This window comes from Archangium minus, from assembly GCF_044360475.1.
Lineage (GTDB): Bacteria > Myxococcota > Myxococcia > Myxococcales > Myxococcaceae > Archangium > Archangium minus.
Genome location: NZ_CP043494.1, coordinates 8,807,835 through 8,829,785, shown reverse-complemented (window position 1 = coordinate 8,829,785; position 21,951 = coordinate 8,807,835). Strand labels below are relative to the sequence as shown.

Below are 21,951 nucleotides of genomic sequence, written 5' to 3'. Positions count from 1 at the left end.
GTGTTCAGTGCTCCAGCGGCGGCTGGGGCCCGGGGATGATGTGCGCGATGTCGGGGTCCAGTCCACCCTCCTCGCCCTTGGGACGCTCGGCCTTGAGCCGCTTGCGCTCCTCACGCCGGGCTTCCTTCTCCTGATTGCGCTCCTGACGCGCCCGTTCCTTCTGCCGCTTGTTGAATGTGACTGTCATGAGACTCCGAGGGAGTGAGTTCTAGAAAAGATCCGTCTCCTCCCGGAGACCGGATCCGTGAAACCGTGCTGATGCGCATGGAATCGCGCCCGCTGGTCCGACGAGGAAGCCGAGCTGCCTCTCCTCGTTGGAACCCATAGCGGTAGCGCTCCCGGAACGGAGCGCGGTGGGCTCCAGATGTAATCACCAGGCCCGGAGATGTCATCCCGTTGGGCGTGGGTGTCCGGAAACGAAAAAGGCCCAACCTCGCGAGGAGACTGGGCCGGGTGCCGGTTCTGACGGCGCGTCAGACGGGGCGGACGTTCTGCGCCTGCAGGCCCTTGGGGCCACGGGCGACGTCGAACTCGACCTTCTGCCCCTCCTGGAGGGAGCGGAAGCCCTGGGTCTGGATCGCGCTGTGGTGGCAGAAGAGGTCCTCGCCCCCGCCGTCCTGCGTGATGAATCCAAAACCCTTCGCGTCGTTGAACCACTTCACAGTACCAGTTGCCATTTACTCGTCTTCTTTCTTGTCCGGTCTCACTGAGTTGAGCCGGAGGCCGCTTCCTTGTGGGGGCGACCATTGCCGTGTGTCACGTTTCGAGGCGCCTGCCTAGGGGAGCCTCTCCGAATGTCTCCGAAAAGTGCCCCCGTGACTGGCGGCTGAGGATGGAACCCTCGGCTTCGGGCTTCCATTCCTCCCTCTCAGCGGGGCGATTTTCGAGTCCGCTTTTTGGAGGGCTCGGGCGTGAGCGGCAGCCCGGGGTTCCGCACGAACTCGAAGATGAGGGACGTCTCCATGTGGGCCACCTCGGACCGGGTGGTGAAGGCGTCCATGCCCAGGTCTCTCAGGTGGTCGGCGTCTCGCACGGCCACGTGGACGAGGAAATCGTTGGCTCCGGCCACGTGGTAGACGGCCAGCACCTGCGGCAGGGAGAGCGCGTGGCGGCGGAACTCCTCCACCAGCTCGCGGGAATGTTGTCGGAGCCGCACGGCGATCATCGCCTGGAGCCCGATGCCCACCGCGCGTGCGTCCACTTCGGCGTGGAAGGACTTGAGCACGCCGGTCTCTCGCAGCCGGTTCACTCGCGCGAGGCAGCTCGACTGCGCGAGCCCCACCTCGGCGGCCAGCTCCTTGTTCGAGAGCCGAGCATTGTTCTGCAAGGCCTCCAGGATGGCGAAGTCGATTCGGTCCAGCTCGGGTTCCGCCGTGGATTTCCGCAGGCTATTCGATGTCCCTTTCATCCGCGAAAGCGTATTCCTTCCAGCCTCCCGTTCGCAGGAGGAAATTCGGATGAGGAAGCTCGGTTTCGAAACGCGTGCGGTTCATTCCGGCCGTGAGGACCTGACCGATCTCGGCGTTCATGCGCCGCCCATCGATCTCTCCACCACCTATCCCGTGGGCAGCCTCGGGGGCATCGGCGAGTGCTTCGATGCGCTTGCCCAGGGAGGGCCCCTGCGTGACAACCCCATCTACGCCCGGCTGCACAACCCCACGGTGGTGCGCTTCGAGAAGGCGCTCGCTGCGCTGGAGGGGGCCGAAGAGGCGGTGGCCTTTGGTTCGGGCATGGCGGCGCTGACAGCGGTGCTGCTCGCGGCTCGCCAGGGTGGGAAGCACGTGGTTGCCTGCCGCCCTGTCTACGGGGGGACGGACCATCTGCTGGACAGTGGCCTGCTGGGCCTGGAGGTCACCTGGACGCATCCGCACCACGTGAGCAAGGCCCTGCGTCCGGACACGGCGCTCGTTGTTCTCGAGACCCCGGCGAATCCCACGCTGGCGCTCATCGACATCGCACGGGTGGTGGCCCAGGCGGGCGACATTCCGGTGTTGGTGGACTCCACCTTCGCCACGCCCGTGCTCCAGAACCCGCTCGCGCACGGGGCCGCGATGGTGCTGCACAGCGCGACCAAGTTCCTGGGTGGGCACGGCGACGTCATGGGCGGCGTGGTGGCCACGAGCGCGGCCTGGGCGGCTCGGCTGCGCCAGGTGCGCATCGCTACCGGCGGCGTGCTCCACCCCGAGGCGGGCTACATGCTGCACCGCGGCCTCGCGACGCTCCCCGTCCGAGTCCGTGAGGCTCAGCGCGGAGCGCAGTTCCTCGCGGAGCGTCTGGCCTCGCACCCGGCCGTGTCTCGAACCTGGTACCCGGGGCTCGCCAGTGGAGATCCCGAGGGGCTCGTGGGTCGGCAGATGCGGGGGCCGGGATGCCTGCTCTCCTTCGAGCTGGCCGGCGGAACGAAGGCGGCGGCTCGGGTGATGGAGCGGCTGGAGCTGCTCACTCCGGCGGTGAGCCTCGGTTCGGTGGACACGCTCATCCAGCACCCGGCGAGCCTCACGCACCGCGTGGTGGACGCGACGGACCGAGAGGCCAGCGGCATCTCCGAGGGCATGCTCCGCGTCAGCGTGGGCCTGGAGAATCCCGAGGATCTCTGGGCGGACCTGCAGAACGCTCTGGAAGCGTTGCAGAGAGAAGAAATTGCTGCCCGAGTGGAGAAGCCACTCTTTGGGCTGACCAATCCAGGTCTTGGGCGGAGTTGAACCGCGTCGCTTTGTGAAGGCGATTATCCAGTGGCGTGTTGGGCCTCTCCGGCCGGGCAGCTGCCATCAGGGACGAAAGGGCCCGAAAAATCCTGACAACGGGCCCTTTTCGCCTGCCTCTACGCCTGGGGCATCCGGTGCACGTTCGCCCGTTCCGCGAGGGGGACGAACAGGCTCTTGGCCCCGTAGGCGAGCAACGGCAACGCCATGCCCGGCTGGAGCAGCGACTCCAAGCCGTCGCGCATGTGCAGCACCCGCAGGAACTGGTGATAGACGTTCGCGTCGACCGAGGTCAGCTCGATGAGCCGGCCGAAGAACCAGTGCAGGATTCCCACTCCGGGAGGCCGTGTACCCGTGGCCTGCGGGTAGTGCATGTCCATGACGGACGTCATGAACCAGGGGACGCGGATGATGCCGGGCAGCTTCCGGCGGAACTGCTCCGATGCCCTGTTCAGATCTCCTGGCGTGTGCGGCTCCTTCCCGGTGAGGAGCTCTCCCAGCAGCTTCGCGCCCAGGCTCGCCGTCGTCATCCCCTGACCGAAGATGGGGTTGAAGGCGCAGACCGCATCGCCCGTGACGATGAGCCGTTCGGGAAAGCGCGGCAACCGCTCGTAGTGCAGCCACCGGCTCGTCGGAATCTTGTGCGTGACCGGAGCTGTCAGGGGCTCGGCGTCCTGGATGTAGTCGTAGAGGCCCGGTCGAGGCAGTGAGCGGGCGAACTCCAGGAACCCCTTGTCATCCGTGGGCGCGTGATCGCCGAAGTACCCGTTCACGCTGACGATCCAGCGATCGCCCTCCACGTGTGAGATGAACCCCGCCCGCCACCCCTCCGGCGCGCGCGGGTACTGCACCAGCAGCTTCCAATCGTCCTGGAAGCCCGCGGGCCGCTTGTAGAGTCGGCTCGTGTACGCCAGGTCGATGCCAATCTTCTCCTCCTCGGGCCGCCCGTAGCCCAGCTCCTCCAGCCACCGGGGCGAGCGCGATCCCCGGCCGCTCGCGTCCACGAGCAGGTCCGCCTCCAGCGTCTCCTCGCCGCCCGGCCCCTTCACCTTCACCCCGGTGATGCGTGTCTTCTCTGCATCGGTGCACAGGGCTTCAACGGTGACGTTCTCCCGAATCTCTACCTGGGGCAGCGCTTTCACTCGCTGGAACACGCTCCATTCCAGGTAGGGGCGGGTGCACAGCACAGACTCGATGCCGCTCGGGACGCGCACCTTCCACACACCGAAGTGCTGCCAGGCCATGTCCCGGCTCGAGTCGATGACATTCATGCCCGAGCCCTGCGTCTCCCGCGTCAGACCCGGGAAGAGCTCCTCCAGCACTCGCTTTCCGGCCTCCAGCAACAGGTGGACGTGTTGGCCCTGGGGGGCCCCCTTGCGAGGCTCCGGACCCGCGGGACGCTCGTCCCTCTCGAGGACCGTCACCTTCTCGAAGTGGTCCGCTAGAACCCGGGCATTCACCAGCCCCGCCATGCTGCTGCCGATGACTACGGCATGCCCGTACCTCCGTCGTGCGCTGCTGCTCATGTGACATCCCCCGGTGTCGGAGTGTGAATTCCCTCCATTAGGGCCCCCCCGCGCTCGGCCGGCAAGGAGGGGCGGGGAACACACCGAGGCCGTTTCCAGTCAGCCCCTGTGGGAGACGCGGAGCGTCACTCGGACGGACACGGGAGCCGTGCTCACCTCATGCGCCGTCATTCACCGGGAGTAGAGCAGGGGCGTGACGTCTTGATACGACCCCTGACATGGGGAGGCATCGGCTGCCAGGTAGTGGGCCACCCGTCCAGGCGTCAGCGAGACGATGGCCGACGAGCGGGTCCCATAGCCCGGTGTGTGGATGCACAGCGCCTGGTATTGGCGCAGGCGCTCGTGAATCTCCGGAAGGCCCTCCTCATCGGGGAGGAGCTCCGGCGCGCGCTCCGGCAGCACGTGGTCCGCCAGCAGGGCCTGGAGTGTCCGCACGGCGTCCGGCCAGGGTTGCCCCGCTGCCTTCTCCGCGAGCTTTCGAGCCCTCGCCACCTTGGGCATGACCGGTGAGTTGAGTACGTCATTGGGCAGGACGTGGACACCCGGTGGCACATCCTCTGGGTGCATCCGGTCCAAGTCCGGGCGGGCATAGGCCACCCGGAGTTCCCCGGCGTCCCCGTAGAGGAGGTTGAAAGGGTTGTACTCCCGCGGGTCTAGCCCCCCAAGGTAGCGCTCGACTCCCTCCACGCTGCCGGCCTGTAGGGCCCGTAGGACCACCTCCCCCCGGGAGCGCGGCGCCCGCGTCAGGTTCGCGGAACCCCGTTGGTTCGTCAGACCCACGAAGAAACCGCCGTCCGTGACCCCCATCCACGTGCCCTGCCGCTCCAGGTCGCGTCCTCCCACGATTCGGGGAGAGGGGGACAGGAGCTGGGGACCGGCGGCCGGGCGGGCGTACAGCTCATCGCGGTTGGCGGCCAGCACGAGCGGGTAGTCGGGGTGGACGTGGCGGAGGATGACGATGGTGCACATCGTGTGGGGTCGATAACAGCTCCGGGGCCCCGGTGCACCCCGCACGTTCTTTCGATTCTTCCCGATGACCCGAGCCCCCCGAGCGGCTAATGTCCGCCGCCCTTCAGGAGAACCCATGGCGGAGAGAATCCTCGTCACCAGCGCGCTGCCGTATGCCAACGGCCCCATCCACATCGGTCACGCCGTCGAGTACGTCCAGACCGACATCTTCGTGCGCTTCCAGCGCTCCTGCGGCAAGGACGTCGTCTACTTCTGCGCCGACGACACCCACGGCACTCCCATCGAGATCAACGCCGCGAAGCAGGGGCTCAAGCCCGAGGACTTCGTCGCCCGCTGGTACGACTCGCACCAGGCGGACTTTCGCGATCTCGGCATCAGCGTCGACTACTTCCACTCGACCAACTCGCCCGAGAACAAGCACTACGCCGAGTACATCTACGGCAAGCTGAAGGAGCATGGGGACATCGAGAAGCGCGACATCGAGCAGGCCTACTGCGAGGTGGACAAGCGCTTCCTGCCGGACCGCTTCATCAAGGGCACCTGTCCCAACTGCAAGGCTCCCGACCAGTACGGTGACGCCTGCGAGAAGTGCGGCAAGGCCTACGCCCCCACGGATCTGATCGAGCCCCGGTGCGCCCTCTGCGGCACGCCGCCGGTGCGCCGCAAGTCCTCGCACCTGTTCTTCAAGCTGTCGCGCCACGCGGACTTCCTGAAGGAGACGCTGCGCAAGCCCGGGTTCGTCCATCAGGGCCTGGCCACCCAGCTCCAGGGCTTCTTCGAGCAGGGGCTGGCCGACTGGGACATCAGCCGCGATGGGCCGTACTTCGGCTTCGCCATCCCGGGTGAGACGGACAAGTACTTCTACGTCTGGCTGGATGCGCCCATCGGGTACATCGCCACCACGGAGAAGTGGGCGAAGACGACGGGCAAGGCCCAGAGCGCCCTGGACTTCTGGGCCGCCGGCAGCGACGCCCGCATCATCCACTTCATCGGCAAGGACATCGTCTACTTCCACGCGCTCTTCTGGCCCGCCGTGCTCAAGGTGGCCGGCCTCAAGCAGCCCGAGAGCGTGAAGGTGCACGGCCACCTCACCGTCAATGGCGAGAAGATGTCCAAGAGCCGCGGCACGCTCATCCCCGTGCGCTCCTACCTGGAGCACCTGGATCCGAGCTACCTGCGCTACTTCTACGCGGCCTCGCTCGGCTCGGGCATCGAGGACCTCGACCTGAGCCTCAAGGACTTCCGCCTCCGGGTGAACGGCGAGCTGGTGAACAACATCGGCAACCTGGCCAACCGCAGCCTGTCCATGCTCGCGGGCGCGGCGCTGGAGAAGCGGCTGGCTCCCGCCACGAAGGAGGGCCCCGGCAAGGCGCTGGTGGAGGCCGCGCTCGCTCGCGTCCCCGAGGTGCGCGAGGCGTTCGAGAAGCTCGAGTACCGCAACGCCATCCGCATCATCACGGAGATCTCCCAGACGGCGAACGGCTTCCTCCAGAACGCGGCCCCCTGGGCCAAGGTGAAGACGGACCCCGAGGCCGCTCGCGCGGACCTGAGCGACGCCGCCGAGGTGGCCTATCTGCTCGGTGCGCTCCTCACGCCGGTGATTCCGCGCGTGACGGAGAAGCTCTTTGCGCAGCTCAACGCGCCGCCGCTCACCTTCGAGGCGCTCGCCACCGCGCGCTACCCGTTGCTCGATCGCAGCCGGCCCGTGGGCACCCCCGAGCCGCTCCTGCCGCGTCTGGAGGAGGACCGCGTCAACGCCATCCTCGGCCAGCCTCCCGCCGCCGCCGAGCCGGCCAAGGAGGGCAAGAAGGAAGGGAAGGGTGGGAAGGCGGAGAAGAAGGCCGCTGAGCCCAAGCCCGCCGAAGCCAAGGCTCCCGAGGCGAAGGCCGCCGAGCCTGCGCCAGGAGAGATTGAGATCAACGACTTCGCCAAGGTGGTGCTCAAGGTGGGCAAGATCCTCGCCGCCGAGCGCGTGCCCAAGGCGGACAAGCTGCTGAAGCTCACCGTGGACCTGGGTGAGGAGCAGCCGCGCACCATCTGCTCCGGCATCGCCGAGGCCTACCAGCCCGAGCAGGTGCAGGGCCGCAAGGTGGTGGTGGTGGCCAACCTCAAGCCGCGCATGCTGCGAGGCATTGAGTCGCGCGGGATGATTCTGACCGCGGGACCCGGTGGCAAGGACCTGTCCCTGTTGGACCCGGGTGACATGCCTCCCGGCTCCGAGGTGAAGTGAGCGTGACGGACTGGCGGGTTGAACGGGACCGGGCTCTTCTCTCCCTCGAAAAAGAGAGGGACTCCGGCAAGCGCGCTGAGGCGGCGGAGTTGCTTTTCCACCTGGCCGCCGAAGACGCTTCTCGCGCGCCCGAGCTGTCCGAGGCGCTCTCTCGGCTGATTGCCGACAAGCAGGTGGCCGTGCGCCGCACCGGTGTGGGCATGGCCACCGCCGTGCTGTCGGCCGACGAGCTTCCCGGTTTCCTCGCCGGGCAGCTCGCTGATGAGGAGAGCCTCGTGCGTCTGGAGGCCGCTGGTCGCCTCGCCGATCTCGCCCGGCCCGACTGTCGCGGCACCTTGGCCCAGGCCCTTGAGGATCCCGTCTTCGAGGTCCGTTTCGAGGCTGCTCGTGGCATGGCTGCGCTCAAGCATCCGGCCGGACTGGACGTGCTTGTCGAAGCGCTTGATGAGGATTTGTTGCGCTTCCGTGCGCTCGGGGCGCTCGCTGAGCTGGGGGATGCGCGCGCGTTGCCCGCCGTCCAGCGTTTGTTCCACCGCTGGATGTTGCCCGCTTTCGATCGCACCCAGGCGGCCGGAGTGCTCGCGAAGCTAGGTGACGCTGAGGGGGCCGCCTGGCTTCTCAAGCGGACGGAGCGGCGACGGTGGAACTGGGCTCAGGACCGGGCCCTCGCCGTGGAGTTGTGTGGAGAGGTGAAGGCCCCGGGCGCCATCGAGCGGCTCCACGCCATCGTCTCCAATCCCAAGGATGATTGTCGGGGCGCGGCGGCGCGTGGGCTGGGTCGATTGGGTGACCCGAAGGCCCTGCCGTGGCTGCTCTCCCTGCTCGACGAGCCTGGAGTCCACGAGGACTACCGGCTCGATGCCGCCGAGGGCCTGTGGCTGCTCGGCGTTCCCGAGGGCCGTGACCGCGTCCGCGCGGTGTTGCCCGCGTTCTCCGCGGAGGCCCGTGCTGAGCTCTCCGAGCTCATCGAGGAAATGCCATGAAGCTTGTTGATTCCCACTGCCACTTTGATCGCGCGGAGTCCGCGCAGGTGACCGCCGCGCTAGAGCGCGCCCGCGCCGCCGGGTTGGTTCATGCCGTCATCGTCGGCCAGTTCCAGGGTCCCGGTGATTGGGGCATCGCCCTGGAGGTCGCCGCCGCTCACCCGGATTTTCTCACGCCCACGCTCGGCATCCATCCCCACGAGGCGGCTCGGGCCACCGAGGCGGACCTCGAGCACCTGGAGCGCACCTGCGCTCGCCCGGAGATTCATGCCGTGGGCGAGGCGGGGCTTGATTACTACTACGATCACTCGCCCCGGGACGTGCAGGCCCAGGTGTTCCGCAGGCAGTGCGCGCTGGCGAAGCGGCTCGGCAAGCCGCTCGTGGTGCACGTGCGGGACGCCCATGGCGACTGCGAGGCCATCCTCAAGGAGGAGGGCGTGCGCCAGGGGGTGATTCACTGCTTCACGGGGGACACTGACGCGGCTCGGCGTTATCTGGACCTGGGCTTCATGCTGTCGCTGTCTGGAGTCGTCACCTACAAGAAGACCGAGGCGCTCCAGGATGCTGTGCGCTTCGCTCCTCTGGACCGGTTGATGGTGGAGACGGACAGCCCGTACCTGGCTCCCGTTCCCTATCGCGGCAAGAAGAACGAGCCTTCGTATGTCGTGGAGACGGCCAAGAAGGTCGCCGAGTTGAAGGGTGTTTCGCTTGAACAGGTGGCCGAGGTGACCACGGCCAACGCGGCGGCGCTGTTTGGGTTCACGGTGTGATGACAGGCACGAGATACCCTCACCCCGACCCTCTCCCGGAGGGAGAGGGGGTTACACGGTGGCCGTGGTTGTCGTGGGCCTTCTCGTCGTCGCTTGTTGGGCGACAACCTGCAGGTCCTTGTCCATCTGCGGCACGTCCAGCAGCAGCGCGTCCGGATCGTAGCGGAAGTCGGCCTGCTGGAAGCTCAGCAGTGTCTGCATCGCTTGTTCGCCGTTCTGTCCTGCGACCGTCGCGTAGACGAGCTTTCCCTGCTCCATGTGCAGGAAGCCCTCGTGGGCGTTCTGCTTGAGGTACAGCCGCCCTGACTTCTTGCCCGCTCCCAGCATCTTGAGCAGCTCTTGCGCGGGCATCTCGTCCAGGCTTCCTCGCACCACTCGCGCGGGGCCGTTGTGCTGGATGCGGTCGTCGTACAGGGCGCGGATCGTCTTCGCCGCCTCGTCCGGTGCCGCAGGTGCTAGCACCGCCGTGGCTCCACCCATCATCAGCCGCTCGCGCGTGCCGGGGTCCGGGTCTCCGAGCACCACCACGGGCAGCCCCGCGTGCTCCGGGGAGGCGCGCACCGCTTGGATCAGGCTGAGCACCTCGTCGAGCCCGAACTTCAGCCCCACGACCAGCACGTCGCAGTCCTGGTACACCAGCGCGTCGTACGCCCCCTCCAACAGCGAGAGCGCGTGCACCACCAGGCCCTGCTTCTGGGAGGACTCCAGCAGGTCCGTGCGCGTGCCTTCTTCTGGCTCCACGACGAGGATCTGCCGCCCGTCATTGGCGATGCGTTGGCGCAGCAGCTCGCCGCTCTGCACCCGCATGACGATGTCCGCCACCAACGGGTCGTACAGCTTGCCCGAGTTCTCGAGCAGGTGTTCGAGCGCCTGATCCTTGGTGAACACCTTCCCGTAGGCGTTGGCCGGGTTCTTCGTCAGCTCCAGGAAGCTGTCCACCGTCGCCAGGATGCGCGCGCCCAGGGTGATGTCGTCGCCCTTGGCTCCCTGCGGCGTTCCCGAGCCGTCGTAGGCCTCGTAGAGCTGCGCGAGCATGGTGTTCACCTGCACCGGCAGGTGCACCGACTCGAAGAGCTTCACCGGCACCCGGCTGTAGCGCTTGGCTTCCGCCATCCACTCCGCGTTCACCGCGTTGCTGGCCAGGCAGAAGTGGCGCTCGGCCGGCTTTCCCAGGTCGTGCAGGAAGCCCGCGATGGCCACCGCCGCCACGTCCCGCGGAGGCATCCCCAGGCGCTTGGCCACCACCGACGCCTGCCGCGACACCTGCGCCGAGTGTCCCCGGTGGTGCTTGCGATCGCGCTCCTGCATCGTCACCAGGATGCTCAGCGTCTCGATGTAGTCTTTGTCCGTCACCGTCCCGCGCGAGCCCTGGAGGACATCGCTGCGGGACGTATTGGGCCGCGCTGGTGGGCCCGGGCGTTGAATCCGCAGCCGGGCGTCCGTCTCCAGGCGAAGCTGGAGGCTGCTCCTCGGGGCCGGTCCCGTGGTGCTCTCGTACGCACTGGCCATGGTGGACACGTCCGCCCTGATTTGAGCGGTCACCACTTCCAGCGAGGCGAAAGCCGTGGGGTCTCCGTAGTAGTGCTTCCGGATGGCGGCGGCGATGGTGCTGCGCAGGCCCACGTACGCGTAGACCTCGGAGAGCCCCGTCACCAGGGCGATCTCGTCCAGCAGCTTCTTGTTCTGCGGCTCAGCCGCCACTACAGACAGCAGCTTGCGCTCCGGGTCGATCGCCAGCGGAAGCACGTTCTGCGCCTCCGCTAGCCGCACCGGCACCTTGTCCAGCACCTCCGTGGGAATGCGGGCCTTGGCCAGCTTCTCCGCGGAGACGAAGCGGGTCTGGAACTCGGCCGCCAGGAAGCGCAGCAACGCCGCTTCCTGGAGCAGGCCGATCTCCACCAGACAATCCCCTAGCCGGTGGCCGGTGATCTTCTGGTGCTCCAGCGCCTTCTGGATGGCTTCCGTCGTGACAAGTCCCGCCTCGACAAGCCGCTCCCCGAGTTTCTTCGCCATGGTCAGCCTTCCGAGTCAGAGCCCCCCTCGGGCTTGTTGGCGGGCTCCGTCTTCGCCGTCAGCACGCTGAAGGGTTTGAACGTCAGCTCCTTGGGAACGTTCACCGGCTCGCGCGGCGGCTTGGGCTCCCGGGCCTCCCGAGGCTCACGCTGCTCCCGAGGCTCACGCTGCTCCCGAGGCTCGCGCGGCGGCCTGGGCTCGCGCTGCTTCTCCTGCCGCTCGGCCTTCTCGGGCCGCTGCGACGGGGAGGCCTCGCCCGCGGTCTTCTCCGGCCGCTCCTTGGGCTTCTTCTCCTTGAACTTCTTGCGTCCGCCTCCCTCCACGGGCGCCCGGCCGCGCACGGTGGGCACCGGTCCCTTCCAGAGCGAGCGCTCGTAGAGCCGCAGGTTCTCCGTCCACTTGTCGTTGGGATCGCGCTGCATGGCCTCCACCCAGGAAGCGATGCGCGAGTCCAGCGAGTCCAGCGCGTGGACGATCTGGGCCTCGAGCGTCACCGGCAGCTTGGGCGAGCCGTACTCCAGACGCCCGTGGTGCGAGAGGACGATGTGCGTGAGGTGCTGCTCGAGCAGGGGCGGGAAGTTGGGCAGGCTGAGCGTCTTCTCGCGGATCTTCTGCGCCGTCATGACGAGGTGGCCCACCAGCTTGCCCTCGTCGGTGTACTCAAAGCCCTTCTCCGGGGAGATCTCCGCGACCTTCATCACGTCGTGGAGGAAGGCGCCGGCGAGCAGCAGATCGCGGTCCGCCATGGGGTAGTGGTCCGCCACGCGGAGGGTGAGCCGCATCACGGAGAGCAGGTGGTCGGCCAGCCCGCCGCGGTAGGCATGGTGCACGCCCTTGGCGGCCGGCGCGTGCGGAAGACCCGCGGCAATCTGCGGATCATCCAGGAAGGCCAGCAGCAGCGCCTTCACGTGGGGATCGTTCACGCGCTCGGTGATGATCTCGCGGATCTGCCCCACGGCGCGGGCACCACCGTGGCCCTCGCCACCCGTCTTGGGCGCGGCCTGCTCCTCATTGCGGCGCTCCTCGCGGGCCTCGCGAGCAGGAGCAGCAGCCTTGGGCGCGGGCGCTTGTTCCGCGGGGGCGGGGGCGGGCGCGGCAGGGGGCTCGAACTCCTTGGGATCGAGCGGCTCGGGGTCCAGTCGCTCCAGGGCCTCAATGACCACCTGCACCTTGCCGTGGAAGGCGATGACATTGCCACGGACGAGGACGTAGTCCCCGGGGGCAAAGGCGGGCTCGAGGGTCTCGACCTTGTCGAAGACACGGGCGTCGATCTCTCCGCTCTTGTCGACGAGCACCACGGAGAGGAACACCTTGCCGCTGCGCGCGGTGACGCGGTCCTTCTTCGTGACGCGGAAGACGGTGTTGACGGAGTCCTTCTCGCGCAGGTCCTTCGCGTACACCTTGCGCACCGTCTCCACGGAGGCATCAGTGGGGGAGGAAGTGGGGGTGTTTTCAGCCTGATTGTCGGTCGTCATCTCGGGGGCGGACACTAGCACCACCCAGGCGGTTAGGCGGTTAGGATGTATTTATGTCCTTCTTCTCTGCCCTCCCCCTGCTTGTCCTATTGGCTGGCGCCGATGAACCGGCCTGGCGTCAGGTTGCCCGCGATGACGGCATCGTCGTGATGGCCCGGACTCCTGAGGGAGGCTCCGTCTCCGAAGTGAAGGCCACCGCCCTCGTGGACGCGCCTCCTCAGGACGTGTGGCGGGTCATTCGTGACTACAACCACTACACAAAGACCATGCCCTATACCGAGGAGAGCCGCGTGCTGTCCTCGGAGCAGGACGGGAAGGTCATCGTCTTCCATTGCGTGGTGAACGCCCCGCTGGTGGACAAGCGCGACTTCATCATCCGCATCGTCGACGAGTCGGACTGGAAGGACGGGAAGGGCTTCCTGAAGTCCTCCTGGACCGCGGCCACGGAGGGGGTGCCGCCCGAGCGCAAGGGCGTGGTGCGTGTGAAACTCAACACGGGGTACTGGCTGCTGGAGCCGCGCGAGGAGGGGAAGAAGACCTTCGCCACCTACTACCTCTACACGGACCCGGGGGGCTCGGTGCCCAAGTGGATCGCCGACCGGGCGAACAAGACGTCCGTGCCGGACGTCCTCCGGGCCGTGCGCAAGCACGCGACGAAGAAGTAGGGCGGGTCAGCTCGCCTCCAGGACGATGCCCGACAGGTAGTCCGTGCCGGGGAAGCCCACCAGGGTCGGGTGGTCCGGCGGCAGGCCGAGTCGGGCGAAGCGGAAGCCCATGCGCCCCTCCTGCTCGCAGGCTTGGGCCACCAGCTCGTCGAAGCCGCCCGTGGGCAGGGGCGGGTGGTAGCCGACGATGAGGAGGGTGCCGCCGTGGCGGGTGACGCGCAGGCCCAGGCGCACCTGCTCGACGAAGGACTCGGGAGAGGTGGCCTCGGGGGTGTCCAGCAGCACCAGATCGAAGGTGTCATGCATGCCGCGCAGCACGGTGAGCGAGTCGCCGCGCTCCACCCGTAGGCGCCCCAGCAACCCGTTGGCCTCGCCGTTCTCGCGAGCGAGGTCCGCCGTGTCCGCGTCGCTGTCGAAGGCGAGGATGGAGCGGGCTCCATGGCGCCCGGCGTGGACGAAGAGCCCGCCCACATGGCAGCTCGGATCGAGCACGCGCGCACCCTGGGCGAGCCGGGCGATGAAGCGGCGCAGCTCGCGCTGATCATAGGGGTAGCCCACGCCCGGGCCGTAGGTGAGGTCCACCGTGAATCGAGCTCCCAGCTCCAGCACGCGGCTCCAGCGCGGCGGGTTGCCATAGAGGGCATGAGGCCGCTGCACAGGCAGGCCGAGCTGCCGGCGCCGCGAGGTGTCGTTGCGCAGCAGAACGGACTCCGCTCCACTCACCTCCACGAGGGCGCGGGTGATCTCCTGCAGCCGGGCATCCATGGCGCGCGTGAGCGTCTGGACGACGAGGTGCGTGTCATAGCGGTCCACGATGAGGCCGGGCAGGGCGTCGCCGTCGTCATTGATGGAGCGGCAGAAGCGCGGGTCATCCACCATGCGCGCGCGGCGCTCGAAGGCGTGGCGCACGTGACGGGCTATGAGGCCCTCGGCCGACTCCTCCGGCAGCCCCAACCGGCGCACCGCGTAGGAGGACTCGAGGTCCACGTCCGCCAGCCCGAGCACCTGTCCGTCCTCGTCCCGGAGCTGCACTGCCTCCCCAACGGGCGGGGTGCCTTCCATCGAGACGATGTCCTCCCGGCGCACCCAAGGCGCGCCATGCTTCAGCCGTCGCGCCGCCTCGCGGGAAAGGTAGGTATTGAGCAAGGCCGTCCTCCCCTCTGCGCGGGCCGAGTCCCGGGCCGCGCCATGTGGTCCTTAACTGGGGGAACATGGGGCGGACGGAGAGGAGGTGCGGGGAGGGTAGGAGTGCTCCCTTGGAGAGCAGGGGAGCGGGAGAGGGGATGGGCCCTCAGTCCTTGAGGGATCCTCCTGGTCGCTTGAAGGCCTTGGCTGTCAACCGGGTGAGCAGGACGCTCACGCCCAGCGCCAGGAGTAAGCCCAATCCTCGCTGGCCCGGGGAGTCGCTCAGGATGAGCATCAGTGCCCAGATGCCCACCACCACCACCACGGAGGTACCGAGCATCTGCTTGAGTCTGACGTGCCTCTTCGTCGCCGACCGGGCGCGGGCGAGTGCCGGAATGCTCGAGGCCTTCCTCCAGGTGGAGTGTCCGTCCTCGAGCACTTCGTCGTTCGGGTCTACCAGGCCTTGGCTGTACGCCGTCTCCACGTCCAACAGTCTGGGGTAGTGCAGCTCTCCTTCCGGTGTGCGTACGCGGTAGCCCATGGCGCCCTCCCGTGGCTCAGGCCAGCTCGGTCGCAATCTGCTCCGCCACGCGCAATCCATCAATGGCCGAGGAGACGATGCCACCCGCGTAGCCACAGCCCTCGCCGGCGGGGTAGAGCCCCCGCATCGACACGGACTGCATGTCCTCGCCGCGGGTGATGCGCACCGGCGAGCTGGTGCGGCTCTCGATGCCGATGAGCTTGCCCTCGTCGCTGATGAAGCCGCGCATCTTCCGGTCGAACGCCTTGAGCGCCTGCTTCAGCGACTGCGTGAGCCCCGGCGGGAAGAGCTTGTTGAGATCCGTGTGGGCCAACCCCGGCCGGTAGCTCGTTCCACCCGGGTCCTTCTTCACGCGCCCGGCCAGGTAGTCGGGGATCGTCTGCGCGGGAGCGAAGAACTTCCCTCCACCCAGCTCGTACGCCTTGGACTCCCAATGGCGCTGGAACTCCAGGCCCGCGAGCGGTCCGCGGAAGCCCTCGCGCTCGAAGTCCTGCACGGACACCGTGACGACGATGCCCGCGTTGGCGTACTTCGCGTTGCGGCGCGAGTTGCTCATGCCGTTGGTGCACTGCAGCCCGTCCTGCGTGGGCGTGGGCACCACGATGCCTCCCGGGCACATGCAGAACGAGTAGACGCCGCGCACCTCTCCATCCACGTCCAGGTTCTCCGCCAGCTTGTAGTCGGCCGGAGGCAGCTTCGGGTTCTTCGCCGCGCTGCCGTACTGGATGGAGTTGATGAGCCCCTGCGGGTGCTCGGCGCGGAAGCCGAGCGCGAAGGGCTTGGGCTCGATGACCACGCGCCCGTCAGCGGCGAAGCGCTCGTAGAGCTCGCGCGCCGAGTTGCCCGGAGCGAGCACCACCCGATCGCTCTCCAGCGTCCGTCCATCCGCGAGCCGCACGCCCGAAACCCGGCCGTCGCGGTAGAGCACGTCCTCCACCTTGTGCTCGAAGAGTACCTGGCAGCCTCCGGCGATGAGCTCCTCGCGCAGCTTCGCCACCGCGCCCGGCAGCAGGTCCGAGCCAATGTGTGGCTTGCCCTCGATGAGGATGTGGTCCGGGGCGCCGCAGCGGGCGAACGTCTCGATGACCTTGCGCACCAGCGGGTGGTTGATGCGCGTGGACAGCTTGCCGTCGGTATAAGCGCCAGCCCCACCCTCCCCGAAGTTCATGTTGCTCTCCGGGTCCAACGAGCCGTCCCGCATCAGCTTCGCCACATCTTTCCGCCGCGACACGACTTCCTTGCCGCGCTCGATGAGGATGGTGCGTACGCCACGTTCCAGCAGGCTGAGTGCGCAGAAAAGTCCCGCGGGTCCGGTGCCGATGATGAGCGGCATGCGCTCCGGCTCCTTCACGCGCTGCGGGGGCTCGGGAGGAGGCGGCGTCTCACTGACGTCTGGTGGCAGCCGCTTCGGCGCACGCCCGGGCCCCAGTTCCACCTCCAACGTATAGATGTAGCGAGGGCTGCCTTTCTTGCGGGCATCCAACACTGCGCGCACGACTCGCACGCTCGCCAGGTCCGCCCGAGTCACGCCGAGCTTCTCGGCGGCGCGCTGTCCGAGCAGCTCCTCCGGCTCGTCCAACCACAGCCCGATGTTGTTCACCCGATAAGCCATGCGCTGCTCTTCTCCTGAAGCCGGGGAAAGGGGGCGCGTATGTGCGCCGTCCGAGCCCCTGAATGCAAGCTGTTGAACACGTGGGAAGCGCGTGGGTGCGAACTTGACGATGCACCCTTCGCATGCCCTCCCCCTGAGCCAGAGGCTGGGTGCGAAGACCCCTTCGCATCTCTCGACAACCCCCTGAGCGCCTGGTGCCTTCCAAGTCCCCGATGTGCATGGGGAATTCGTTTGGAAGCCGACTGCTGGCACGAGGGTTGAAGAAGGAACCCCCAGTGATTACGCGGTCCCACCGCTTCCGGAGGACACGTCCTTGAGTACTGATAAGCAGGGCACTCGGATCCTTGCCCGTACCTTCTTCAACCAGCTGCGCGCGAGCGGCTACACCCCCATGCAGATCATCGGCATCGCCACGGAGTTGCTGGATCTCGTAACGGAGAACATCAAGGGCGTTGATAAGAACGTTGCCCAGCCGACGCAGGAGGCCCGGCCGGACTTCCGGCAGGAGGCCTAGCCCGTTAGAATGGCACTGTCCCTAGCGGGCAGCCGAGTTCCGGGCAGGTCCCGGGGCTCGAGCGCCCCTAGGAGGCGAGCAGAACGAACCGGCCTGGAGCCGGTTTTTTTATGTCCGCGTTTCGTCGCGCTCGCTACCGGTGGCCCTGGCGTTCGCGGCGTCGCTGGCGGGCCGCGGCCCCGGCGACGATGAGCAGGCCGGCGTCCATGGCGGTGAAGACGGAGCTGGCGGTGCGGGGCGCGAGCGCTCCGAGCAGGATGGCGCCTCCCACGAAGGCGATGCGGTCCACCCAGACGGAGCGGGGTTGCGGCAGTATCAGCACCGTCACGCAGAGAGCGAGGGGTAGGCCGAGCGCCACCTGACGGGCAATCTGCGGCCCGCTGTTGGCCACCGTCTCCCAGTTGTGCACGAGGATGGCGGCGAAGATGACGACGGTGCCCGTGGCGAGCACCAGCACCCCCGCGGCGGCCGCGTCCTTGGTGAGGCGGGCCTTCTCGTCGAAGTGGCGGGTGGCGAGGTCCACCAGGTGCTCGAGCGCGCTGTTGAGGATCTCCGCGAAGAAGATGAGGAGGACGCAGAAGATGAGCGTCACCTTCTCCGCGAGTCCGAGCTCGATGCCGCTGCCCACCAGGCCCACGAGCAGCGCGGCGACGAGGTGGACGCGCATGTTGCGCTGGTGGACGGCGGTGTGGATGAGCCCGTTCCACGCGTGACGGAAGGAGGCGAGCATCCCGGAGCCGCCATGAGACGGAGGGGCCGGAGTCGGCTTCTTCTCGGGAGGAGGCGTCGGCTGGGGTGAAAGGGCTGGAGAGCTCATCACGGACAGGTTAGCGGGAGAGCAGGCAGGCACCCACGGATTGATTGGCATGCCCTCGCGCCGGGGCCTAACCTCCGGCCCCCCATGGCCCTTCCTGCTCACGTACGTACCACCGCCTGGATGCTGGTCTCCCTACTCTGCCTGCCGAGCATGAGCCGAGCCCAGGAGGAGGACTCTTTCTCCCATGATTGCGGCCTGGAGCCCCCGGGTGCCGTCTATGTCCCGCTGCCCGGCCCGAGGCCCCACGAGACGCGCTGGCAGCGCTCGGAGCCCTCCCTGGTGCGCCGCGAGGACCGTTCGCGCCGGGTCTCCGCGCTCTCGGGGTTGCCCCAGACGCGCATTCGCTCCGGTGCCTTGTCCGGCAAGACGCTCTACTTGAGCCCGGGGCATGGCTTCTATCGCAGCTCACCCCTGGGTCGGTGGGCCACCCAGCGCGGCAACACGAACGACGTCGTCGAGGATCTGGTCTCCATCGAGACGCTCAACCAGTACCTGATGCCGATGCTGATGGGCGCGGGCGCCACGGTGATTCCCGTGCGGGAGTCGGATCTCAACCCACGCATGGTGCTCGTCGACAATGGCGGAGCGGGCTATTCGGAGGAGGGAGCCGCGGAGCTGTTCTCCTCCAGTGCGCCCGGTTGGGGAGCGCCGCCTGTGCCCATGGGGAACGCGGTGGAGCCCTTCAAGCTCGGGGACCAGCGGCTGATGCAGGCCGCGCCCACTGAGTCCGCGCGTGTCACCTGGGCGGGCTCGATTCCGGCCGACGGCTACTACCACGTGTACGTCTCGTATGTGTCGGATCCGGATCGCGTCACGGACGCGCACTACCTGGTGCGGCACGCGGGGGGCGAGAGCCACTTCCGAGTGAACCAGCGCCGCCACGGTGGAACGTGGGTGTTGCTGGGTCGCTTCTACTTCCGCGCGGGCCAGCACCCGGAGACGGCTTCGGTGGTGGCGCTCAATGACTCGACGATGACGGGCACCGTGTCCCTGGACGCGGTGCGCATCGGCGGCGGCAGTGGAGACATCGGCGATGCGACCCTGGGCGCCCTTCCGCGCCCTCGCTTCGAGGAGTGCGCGCGCTACCACACCCAGTACAGCGGCGCGCCGCCCGAGGTGTTCGCGCCCTCGGGCACCAACGCTCTCTCCAACGAGCGCAATGACGACGTCTCCGCGCGCGCTCGCTTCGCCGCCTGGCTGCACGAGGACGGGGAGGATGCTGTCTACGTCGCCTGGCACACCAACGCGTCCAGCAGTGGCAATGTCCGCGGCACCGAGGCCTATGTCTACGGCCCCAATCCCGTGGACGGTACCTACAACTTCACCGGAGTGCCTGGCAGCGAGGTGCTCGCGCAGAAGCTGCTGGAGGAGCTGACGGCGGACCTCCAGCGGGAGGTGGAGCCCGCCTGGCGGGTGCGCAAGCTGCGCTCGGCCAACCTGGGTGAGGTGAACCCGAGACACAACCCGGAGATCCCCTCCGTGCTGATGGAGGTGGCCTACCACGACAACGCTCAGGACGCCGCGTACCTCAAGGACCCGAACTTCCGCCGCGTCGCCGCGCGCGCGTTCCTGCATGGAATCATCAAGTACTTCGCCGCGCGGGATGGGCTGCCGGTGCAGTTGCCTCCTGAGGCGCCCTCGGCGCTGGTGGCGCGCAACACCGGTGATGGCCGGGTGGAGGTGAAGTGGACCGTGCCGCCGGATCCGGACGGCAGCGTGCCCGCCCAGTTCCCGGCCACCGGCTATCGCGTCTACCAGAGCGTGGATGGGCTGGCCTGGGACGAGGGAACCGAGGTGGACGCCACCTCCTTCTCCCTCAACCTGTCGACGGGGACGACGCGCTACTTCCGCGTGGCCGCCTTCAACGCGGGAGGCGAGTCCTTCCCCTCGGAGGTGGTGGGGGTGCGTGTTCCGGACGCGGGCCGGGTTCCGGAGGTGCTCGTGGTTAACGCCTTCCGCCGCCTGGACGCGACGCTGGCGCGCGCCGAGGACCTCTCGGCGTACGACCTGGGCTCGCCCCTGCGCGCGCTCCTGGAGTCCATGAATGACGGTACCGCGCTGCGTCGTCATGGGGACGCGGTGGCGCAGCACGCGGTGGCCTTCGACGGGGCGACCAGTGAGGCGATTGCCGCGGGCCTGCACATGCCCGTGGGCTATCGGGTGCTGGACTGGTTCACCGGGCGGGGTGGGGTAGGGGGCGCAGGTCCAAGTGCCGCCGAGCAGCAGCTCATGCGCACTTTCGTCAACGGAGGCGGACACCTGCTGCTCTCGGGTACCCATGTGGCGTCCGCGCTTGCCGCTGGGGGGGCCGAGGATCAGGCCTTCCTGACCGGGTTCCTCCACGCCCTGCCCGGTTGCTCCACGCCCGGTCTCCTGGTGGGGGGGCTCCCGGGCGGATGGCTCCCGGGGCTCTCCGCCTCGCTGCTCGATGACGGTCTGCGGGGTGGCTTCCCAGTGGGGGTCCCAGACGTGCTCCTTCCACTGGAGGGGGGCTCCCCCGTGCTGGGGTACGTCGGGACGGACCTGACCGCGGGTGTGTCCTCGGTCGAGGGGGGGCAGGTGCTCTTCCTGAGTGTGCCCTTGGAGGCGCTCGTCTCTCCCGCTCGCCGCGCCTGGCTCATGGGGGCGTTCCTGGCTCGGGCGGGGGTGCTGTCCTCTGCCCCCGTCCCCCCGGAAGGGGAGGAGAGCCTGCCGCCGGACGCCGATATACGGGCTCTGGCGAGCTCGGCCCCCTGCTCCCTGAACAGCGTTCCCGAGTCCTACGAAAATGCGGACACGGGCTGCGGCTGCCGGGCAAGCGGGGGATCCATGCTCGCTACGTGGCTGTTGCTGCTGTGGACTGTTCAGCTACGGCGCACGGGTCGTCGTTCTCCTTTCACAGAGCGTTGACTCGCGTGCGCTACCTGCCTACGGTCGCCCGCCTTTCCCACGGCGGGTGGGCGTACGGTCGGCCCGTCGTGTGTCTGTGAGCTTTCTATCCGTCTAAGGAGACTGGGACATGGCCACCAAGATTGCCATCAACGGATTCGGTCGTATCGGCCGCTGCGTGCTGCGCGCGGCGCTGAGCCGTAAGGAGAACCTCGACTTCGTTGCCATCAACGACCTCGACGAGCCGGCCGCGCTGGCGCACCTCTTCAAGTACGACTCCGTGCACGGCACCTGGCCGGGCACTGTGAAGGCCACGGACAAGGGCATCGTCATCGACGGCAAGGAGATCGCCGTCACCGCGCAGAAGGACCCCACGGCGCTGCCCTGGAAGTCCCTGGGCGCGGACATCGTGCTCGAGTGCACCGGCCGCTTCACCGAGCGCGACGGCGCCGAGAAGCACCTGGGCGCGGGCGCCAAGAAGGTCATCATCTCCGCGCCGGCCAAGGGCCCGGATCTGACGATCGCCTACGGCATCAACCACGACCAGTACGATGCCAAGAAGCACCACATCCTCTCCAACGCCTCCTGCACCACCAACTGCCTGGCGCCGCTGGGCAAGGTGCTTCTCGAGAACTTCGGCATCGAGAAGGGCGTGATGACCACCATCCACAGCTACACCAACGACCAGCGCATCCTGGACCTCACGCACAAGGATCTGCGCCGCGCCCGCGCCGCCGCCCTGTCGATGATTCCCGCCTCCACCGGTGCCGCGAAGGCCATCGGTGAGGTGCTCCCGGCGCTCAAGGGCAAGATGAACGGCCAGGCGGTGCGCGTGCCCACCCCGAACGTGTCCCTGGTGGACCTGAGCGTGGTGACCAGCAAGTCCGTCACTGTGGACGCCGTCAACGCCGCCTTCAAGGCCGCCGCCGAGGGCCCGCTCAAGGGCATCCTCCAGTACAGCGAGGAGCTGACCGTCTCCGTCGACTACAACGGCAACCCGCACTCCTCCATCTTCGACTCCACCAACACCATGGTCATGGGCGACAACCTGCTCAAGGTGATGGCCTGGTACGACAACGAGTGGGGCTTCTCCAACCGCATGGTGGACACGGCGAAGTTCCTCGCGTCCAAGGGCTTCTAG

Annotated in this window: 19 protein-coding genes; 8 read left to right on the top strand and 11 right to left on the bottom strand. The window is 67.8% G+C overall.

Annotation, left to right across the window (positions count from 1 at the left end):
- Positions 1-4 precede the first annotated feature (4 nt).
- From F0U60_RS35855 to F0U60_RS35845, 3 genes are all read right to left on the bottom strand, one after another.
- Positions 5-187, bottom strand: coding sequence for a hypothetical protein (locus tag F0U60_RS35855; RefSeq protein WP_203406245.1), 183 nt, complete (start codon positions 185-187; stop codon positions 5-7).
- Between the two features lie 286 nt (positions 188-473).
- Entirely contained in the window at positions 474-677 is a 204-nt protein-coding gene (locus tag F0U60_RS35850) for a cold-shock protein (RefSeq protein WP_108074775.1), read from the bottom strand.
- Between the two features lie 191 nt (positions 678-868).
- Positions 869-1,408, bottom strand: coding sequence for an Lrp/AsnC family transcriptional regulator (locus F0U60_RS35845; protein ID WP_395806551.1), 540 nt, complete (start codon positions 1,406-1,408; stop codon positions 869-871).
- A gap of 49 nt (positions 1,409-1,457) precedes the next feature.
- On the opposite strand from F0U60_RS35845, the gene F0U60_RS35840 reads away from it, so the two are divergent.
- Positions 1,458-2,702, top strand: coding sequence for a trans-sulfuration enzyme family protein (locus F0U60_RS35840; protein WP_395806550.1), 1,245 nt, complete (start codon positions 1,458-1,460; stop codon positions 2,700-2,702).
- Between the two features lie 119 nt (positions 2,703-2,821).
- On the opposite strand, the gene F0U60_RS35835 is transcribed toward F0U60_RS35840, so the two are convergent.
- A complete protein-coding gene (locus F0U60_RS35835; protein ID WP_395806549.1) occupies positions 2,822-4,228 on the bottom strand; it encodes an FAD-dependent oxidoreductase in 1,407 nt (468 codons plus the stop codon).
- Positions 4,229-4,399: 171 nt separating this feature from the next.
- A complete protein-coding gene (locus F0U60_RS35830) occupies positions 4,400-5,197 on the bottom strand; it encodes an NRDE family protein (RefSeq protein ID WP_395806548.1) in 798 nt (265 codons plus the stop codon).
- 115 nt (positions 5,198-5,312) lie between these two features.
- On the opposite strand from F0U60_RS35830, the gene metG reads away from it, so the two are divergent.
- The 3 genes from metG to F0U60_RS35815 are packed head-to-tail and all read left to right on the top strand — an operon-like array spanning position 5,313 to position 9,180.
- A complete protein-coding gene (metG, locus tag F0U60_RS35825; protein ID WP_395806547.1) occupies positions 5,313-7,427 on the top strand; it encodes a methionine--tRNA ligase in 2,115 nt (704 codons plus the stop codon).
- 2 nt (positions 7,428-7,429) lie between these two features.
- On the top strand, positions 7,430-8,410 hold the full coding sequence (locus F0U60_RS35820; protein ID WP_395806546.1) for a HEAT repeat domain-containing protein: 981 nt from the start codon (positions 7,430-7,432) through the stop codon (positions 8,408-8,410).
- On the top strand, positions 8,407-9,180 hold the full coding sequence (locus F0U60_RS35815; protein WP_395806545.1) for a TatD family hydrolase: 774 nt from the start codon (positions 8,407-8,409) through the stop codon (positions 9,178-9,180). Before F0U60_RS35820 ends, F0U60_RS35815 begins: the two co-directional genes overlap by 4 nt.
- Positions 9,181-9,231: 51 nt before the next feature.
- Here F0U60_RS35815 and F0U60_RS35810 read toward each other — a convergent pair whose 3' ends face one another.
- Both F0U60_RS35810 and F0U60_RS35805 read right to left on the bottom strand, forming a co-directional pair.
- Complete coding sequence (locus F0U60_RS35810; protein WP_395806544.1) at positions 9,232-11,193, bottom strand: HD domain-containing phosphohydrolase; 1,962 nt, start codon at positions 11,191-11,193, stop codon at positions 9,232-9,234.
- A 2-nt stretch (positions 11,194-11,195) separates the two neighbouring features.
- A complete protein-coding gene (locus F0U60_RS35805; RefSeq protein ID WP_395806543.1) occupies positions 11,196-12,668 on the bottom strand; it encodes a 3'-5' exoribonuclease YhaM family protein in 1,473 nt (490 codons plus the stop codon).
- Positions 12,669-12,721: 53 nt separating this feature from the next.
- Here F0U60_RS35805 and F0U60_RS35800 point away from each other — a divergent pair, with 53 nt between their 5' ends.
- Positions 12,722-13,333 carry an START domain-containing protein gene (locus F0U60_RS35800; protein WP_395806542.1) on the top strand — a complete coding sequence of 204 codons (612 nt, stop codon included), beginning with the start codon at positions 12,722-12,724 and terminating at the stop codon, positions 13,331-13,333.
- Positions 13,334-13,339: 6 nt separating this feature from the next.
- On the opposite strand, the gene F0U60_RS35795 is transcribed toward F0U60_RS35800, so the two are convergent.
- The 3 genes from F0U60_RS35795 to F0U60_RS35785 all read right to left on the bottom strand — a co-directional run bounded on the left by F0U60_RS35795 (position 13,340) and on the right by F0U60_RS35785 (position 16,611).
- The gene (locus F0U60_RS35795; protein ID WP_395806541.1) at positions 13,340-14,479 is read right to left on the bottom strand and encodes a class I SAM-dependent rRNA methyltransferase; all 1,140 of its coding nucleotides are present in this window, start codon (positions 14,477-14,479) and stop codon (positions 13,340-13,342) included.
- A 145-nt stretch (positions 14,480-14,624) separates the two neighbouring features.
- Complete coding sequence (locus F0U60_RS35790; RefSeq protein WP_395806540.1) at positions 14,625-14,999, bottom strand: hypothetical protein; 375 nt, start codon at positions 14,997-14,999, stop codon at positions 14,625-14,627.
- A gap of 16 nt (positions 15,000-15,015) precedes the next feature.
- The gene (locus tag F0U60_RS35785; RefSeq protein WP_395806539.1) at positions 15,016-16,611 is read right to left on the bottom strand and encodes an NAD(P)/FAD-dependent oxidoreductase; all 1,596 of its coding nucleotides are present in this window, start codon (positions 16,609-16,611) and stop codon (positions 15,016-15,018) included.
- 313 nt (positions 16,612-16,924) lie between these two features.
- Here F0U60_RS35785 and F0U60_RS35780 point away from each other — a divergent pair, with 313 nt between their 5' ends.
- Positions 16,925-17,125, top strand: coding sequence for a hypothetical protein (locus F0U60_RS35780; protein WP_203406230.1), 201 nt, complete (start codon positions 16,925-16,927; stop codon positions 17,123-17,125).
- A 133-nt stretch (positions 17,126-17,258) separates the two neighbouring features.
- On the opposite strand, the gene F0U60_RS35775 is transcribed toward F0U60_RS35780, so the two are convergent.
- Positions 17,259-17,855, bottom strand: a complete 597-nt coding sequence (locus F0U60_RS35775; protein WP_395806538.1) for a diacylglycerol kinase family protein — start codon at positions 17,853-17,855, stop codon at positions 17,259-17,261.
- Positions 17,856-18,092: 237 nt separating this feature from the next.
- Here F0U60_RS35775 and F0U60_RS35770 point away from each other — a divergent pair, with 237 nt between their 5' ends.
- Both F0U60_RS35770 and gap read left to right on the top strand, forming a co-directional pair.
- Positions 18,093-20,831: an N-acetylmuramoyl-L-alanine amidase gene (locus tag F0U60_RS35770; RefSeq protein WP_395806537.1), complete on the top strand. Its 2,739-nt coding sequence runs from the start codon at positions 18,093-18,095 to the stop codon at positions 20,829-20,831.
- A 109-nt stretch (positions 20,832-20,940) separates the two neighbouring features.
- Positions 20,941-21,951 carry a type I glyceraldehyde-3-phosphate dehydrogenase gene (gene gap / locus F0U60_RS35765; protein WP_395806536.1) on the top strand — a complete coding sequence of 337 codons (1,011 nt, stop codon included), beginning with the start codon at positions 20,941-20,943 and terminating at the stop codon, positions 21,949-21,951.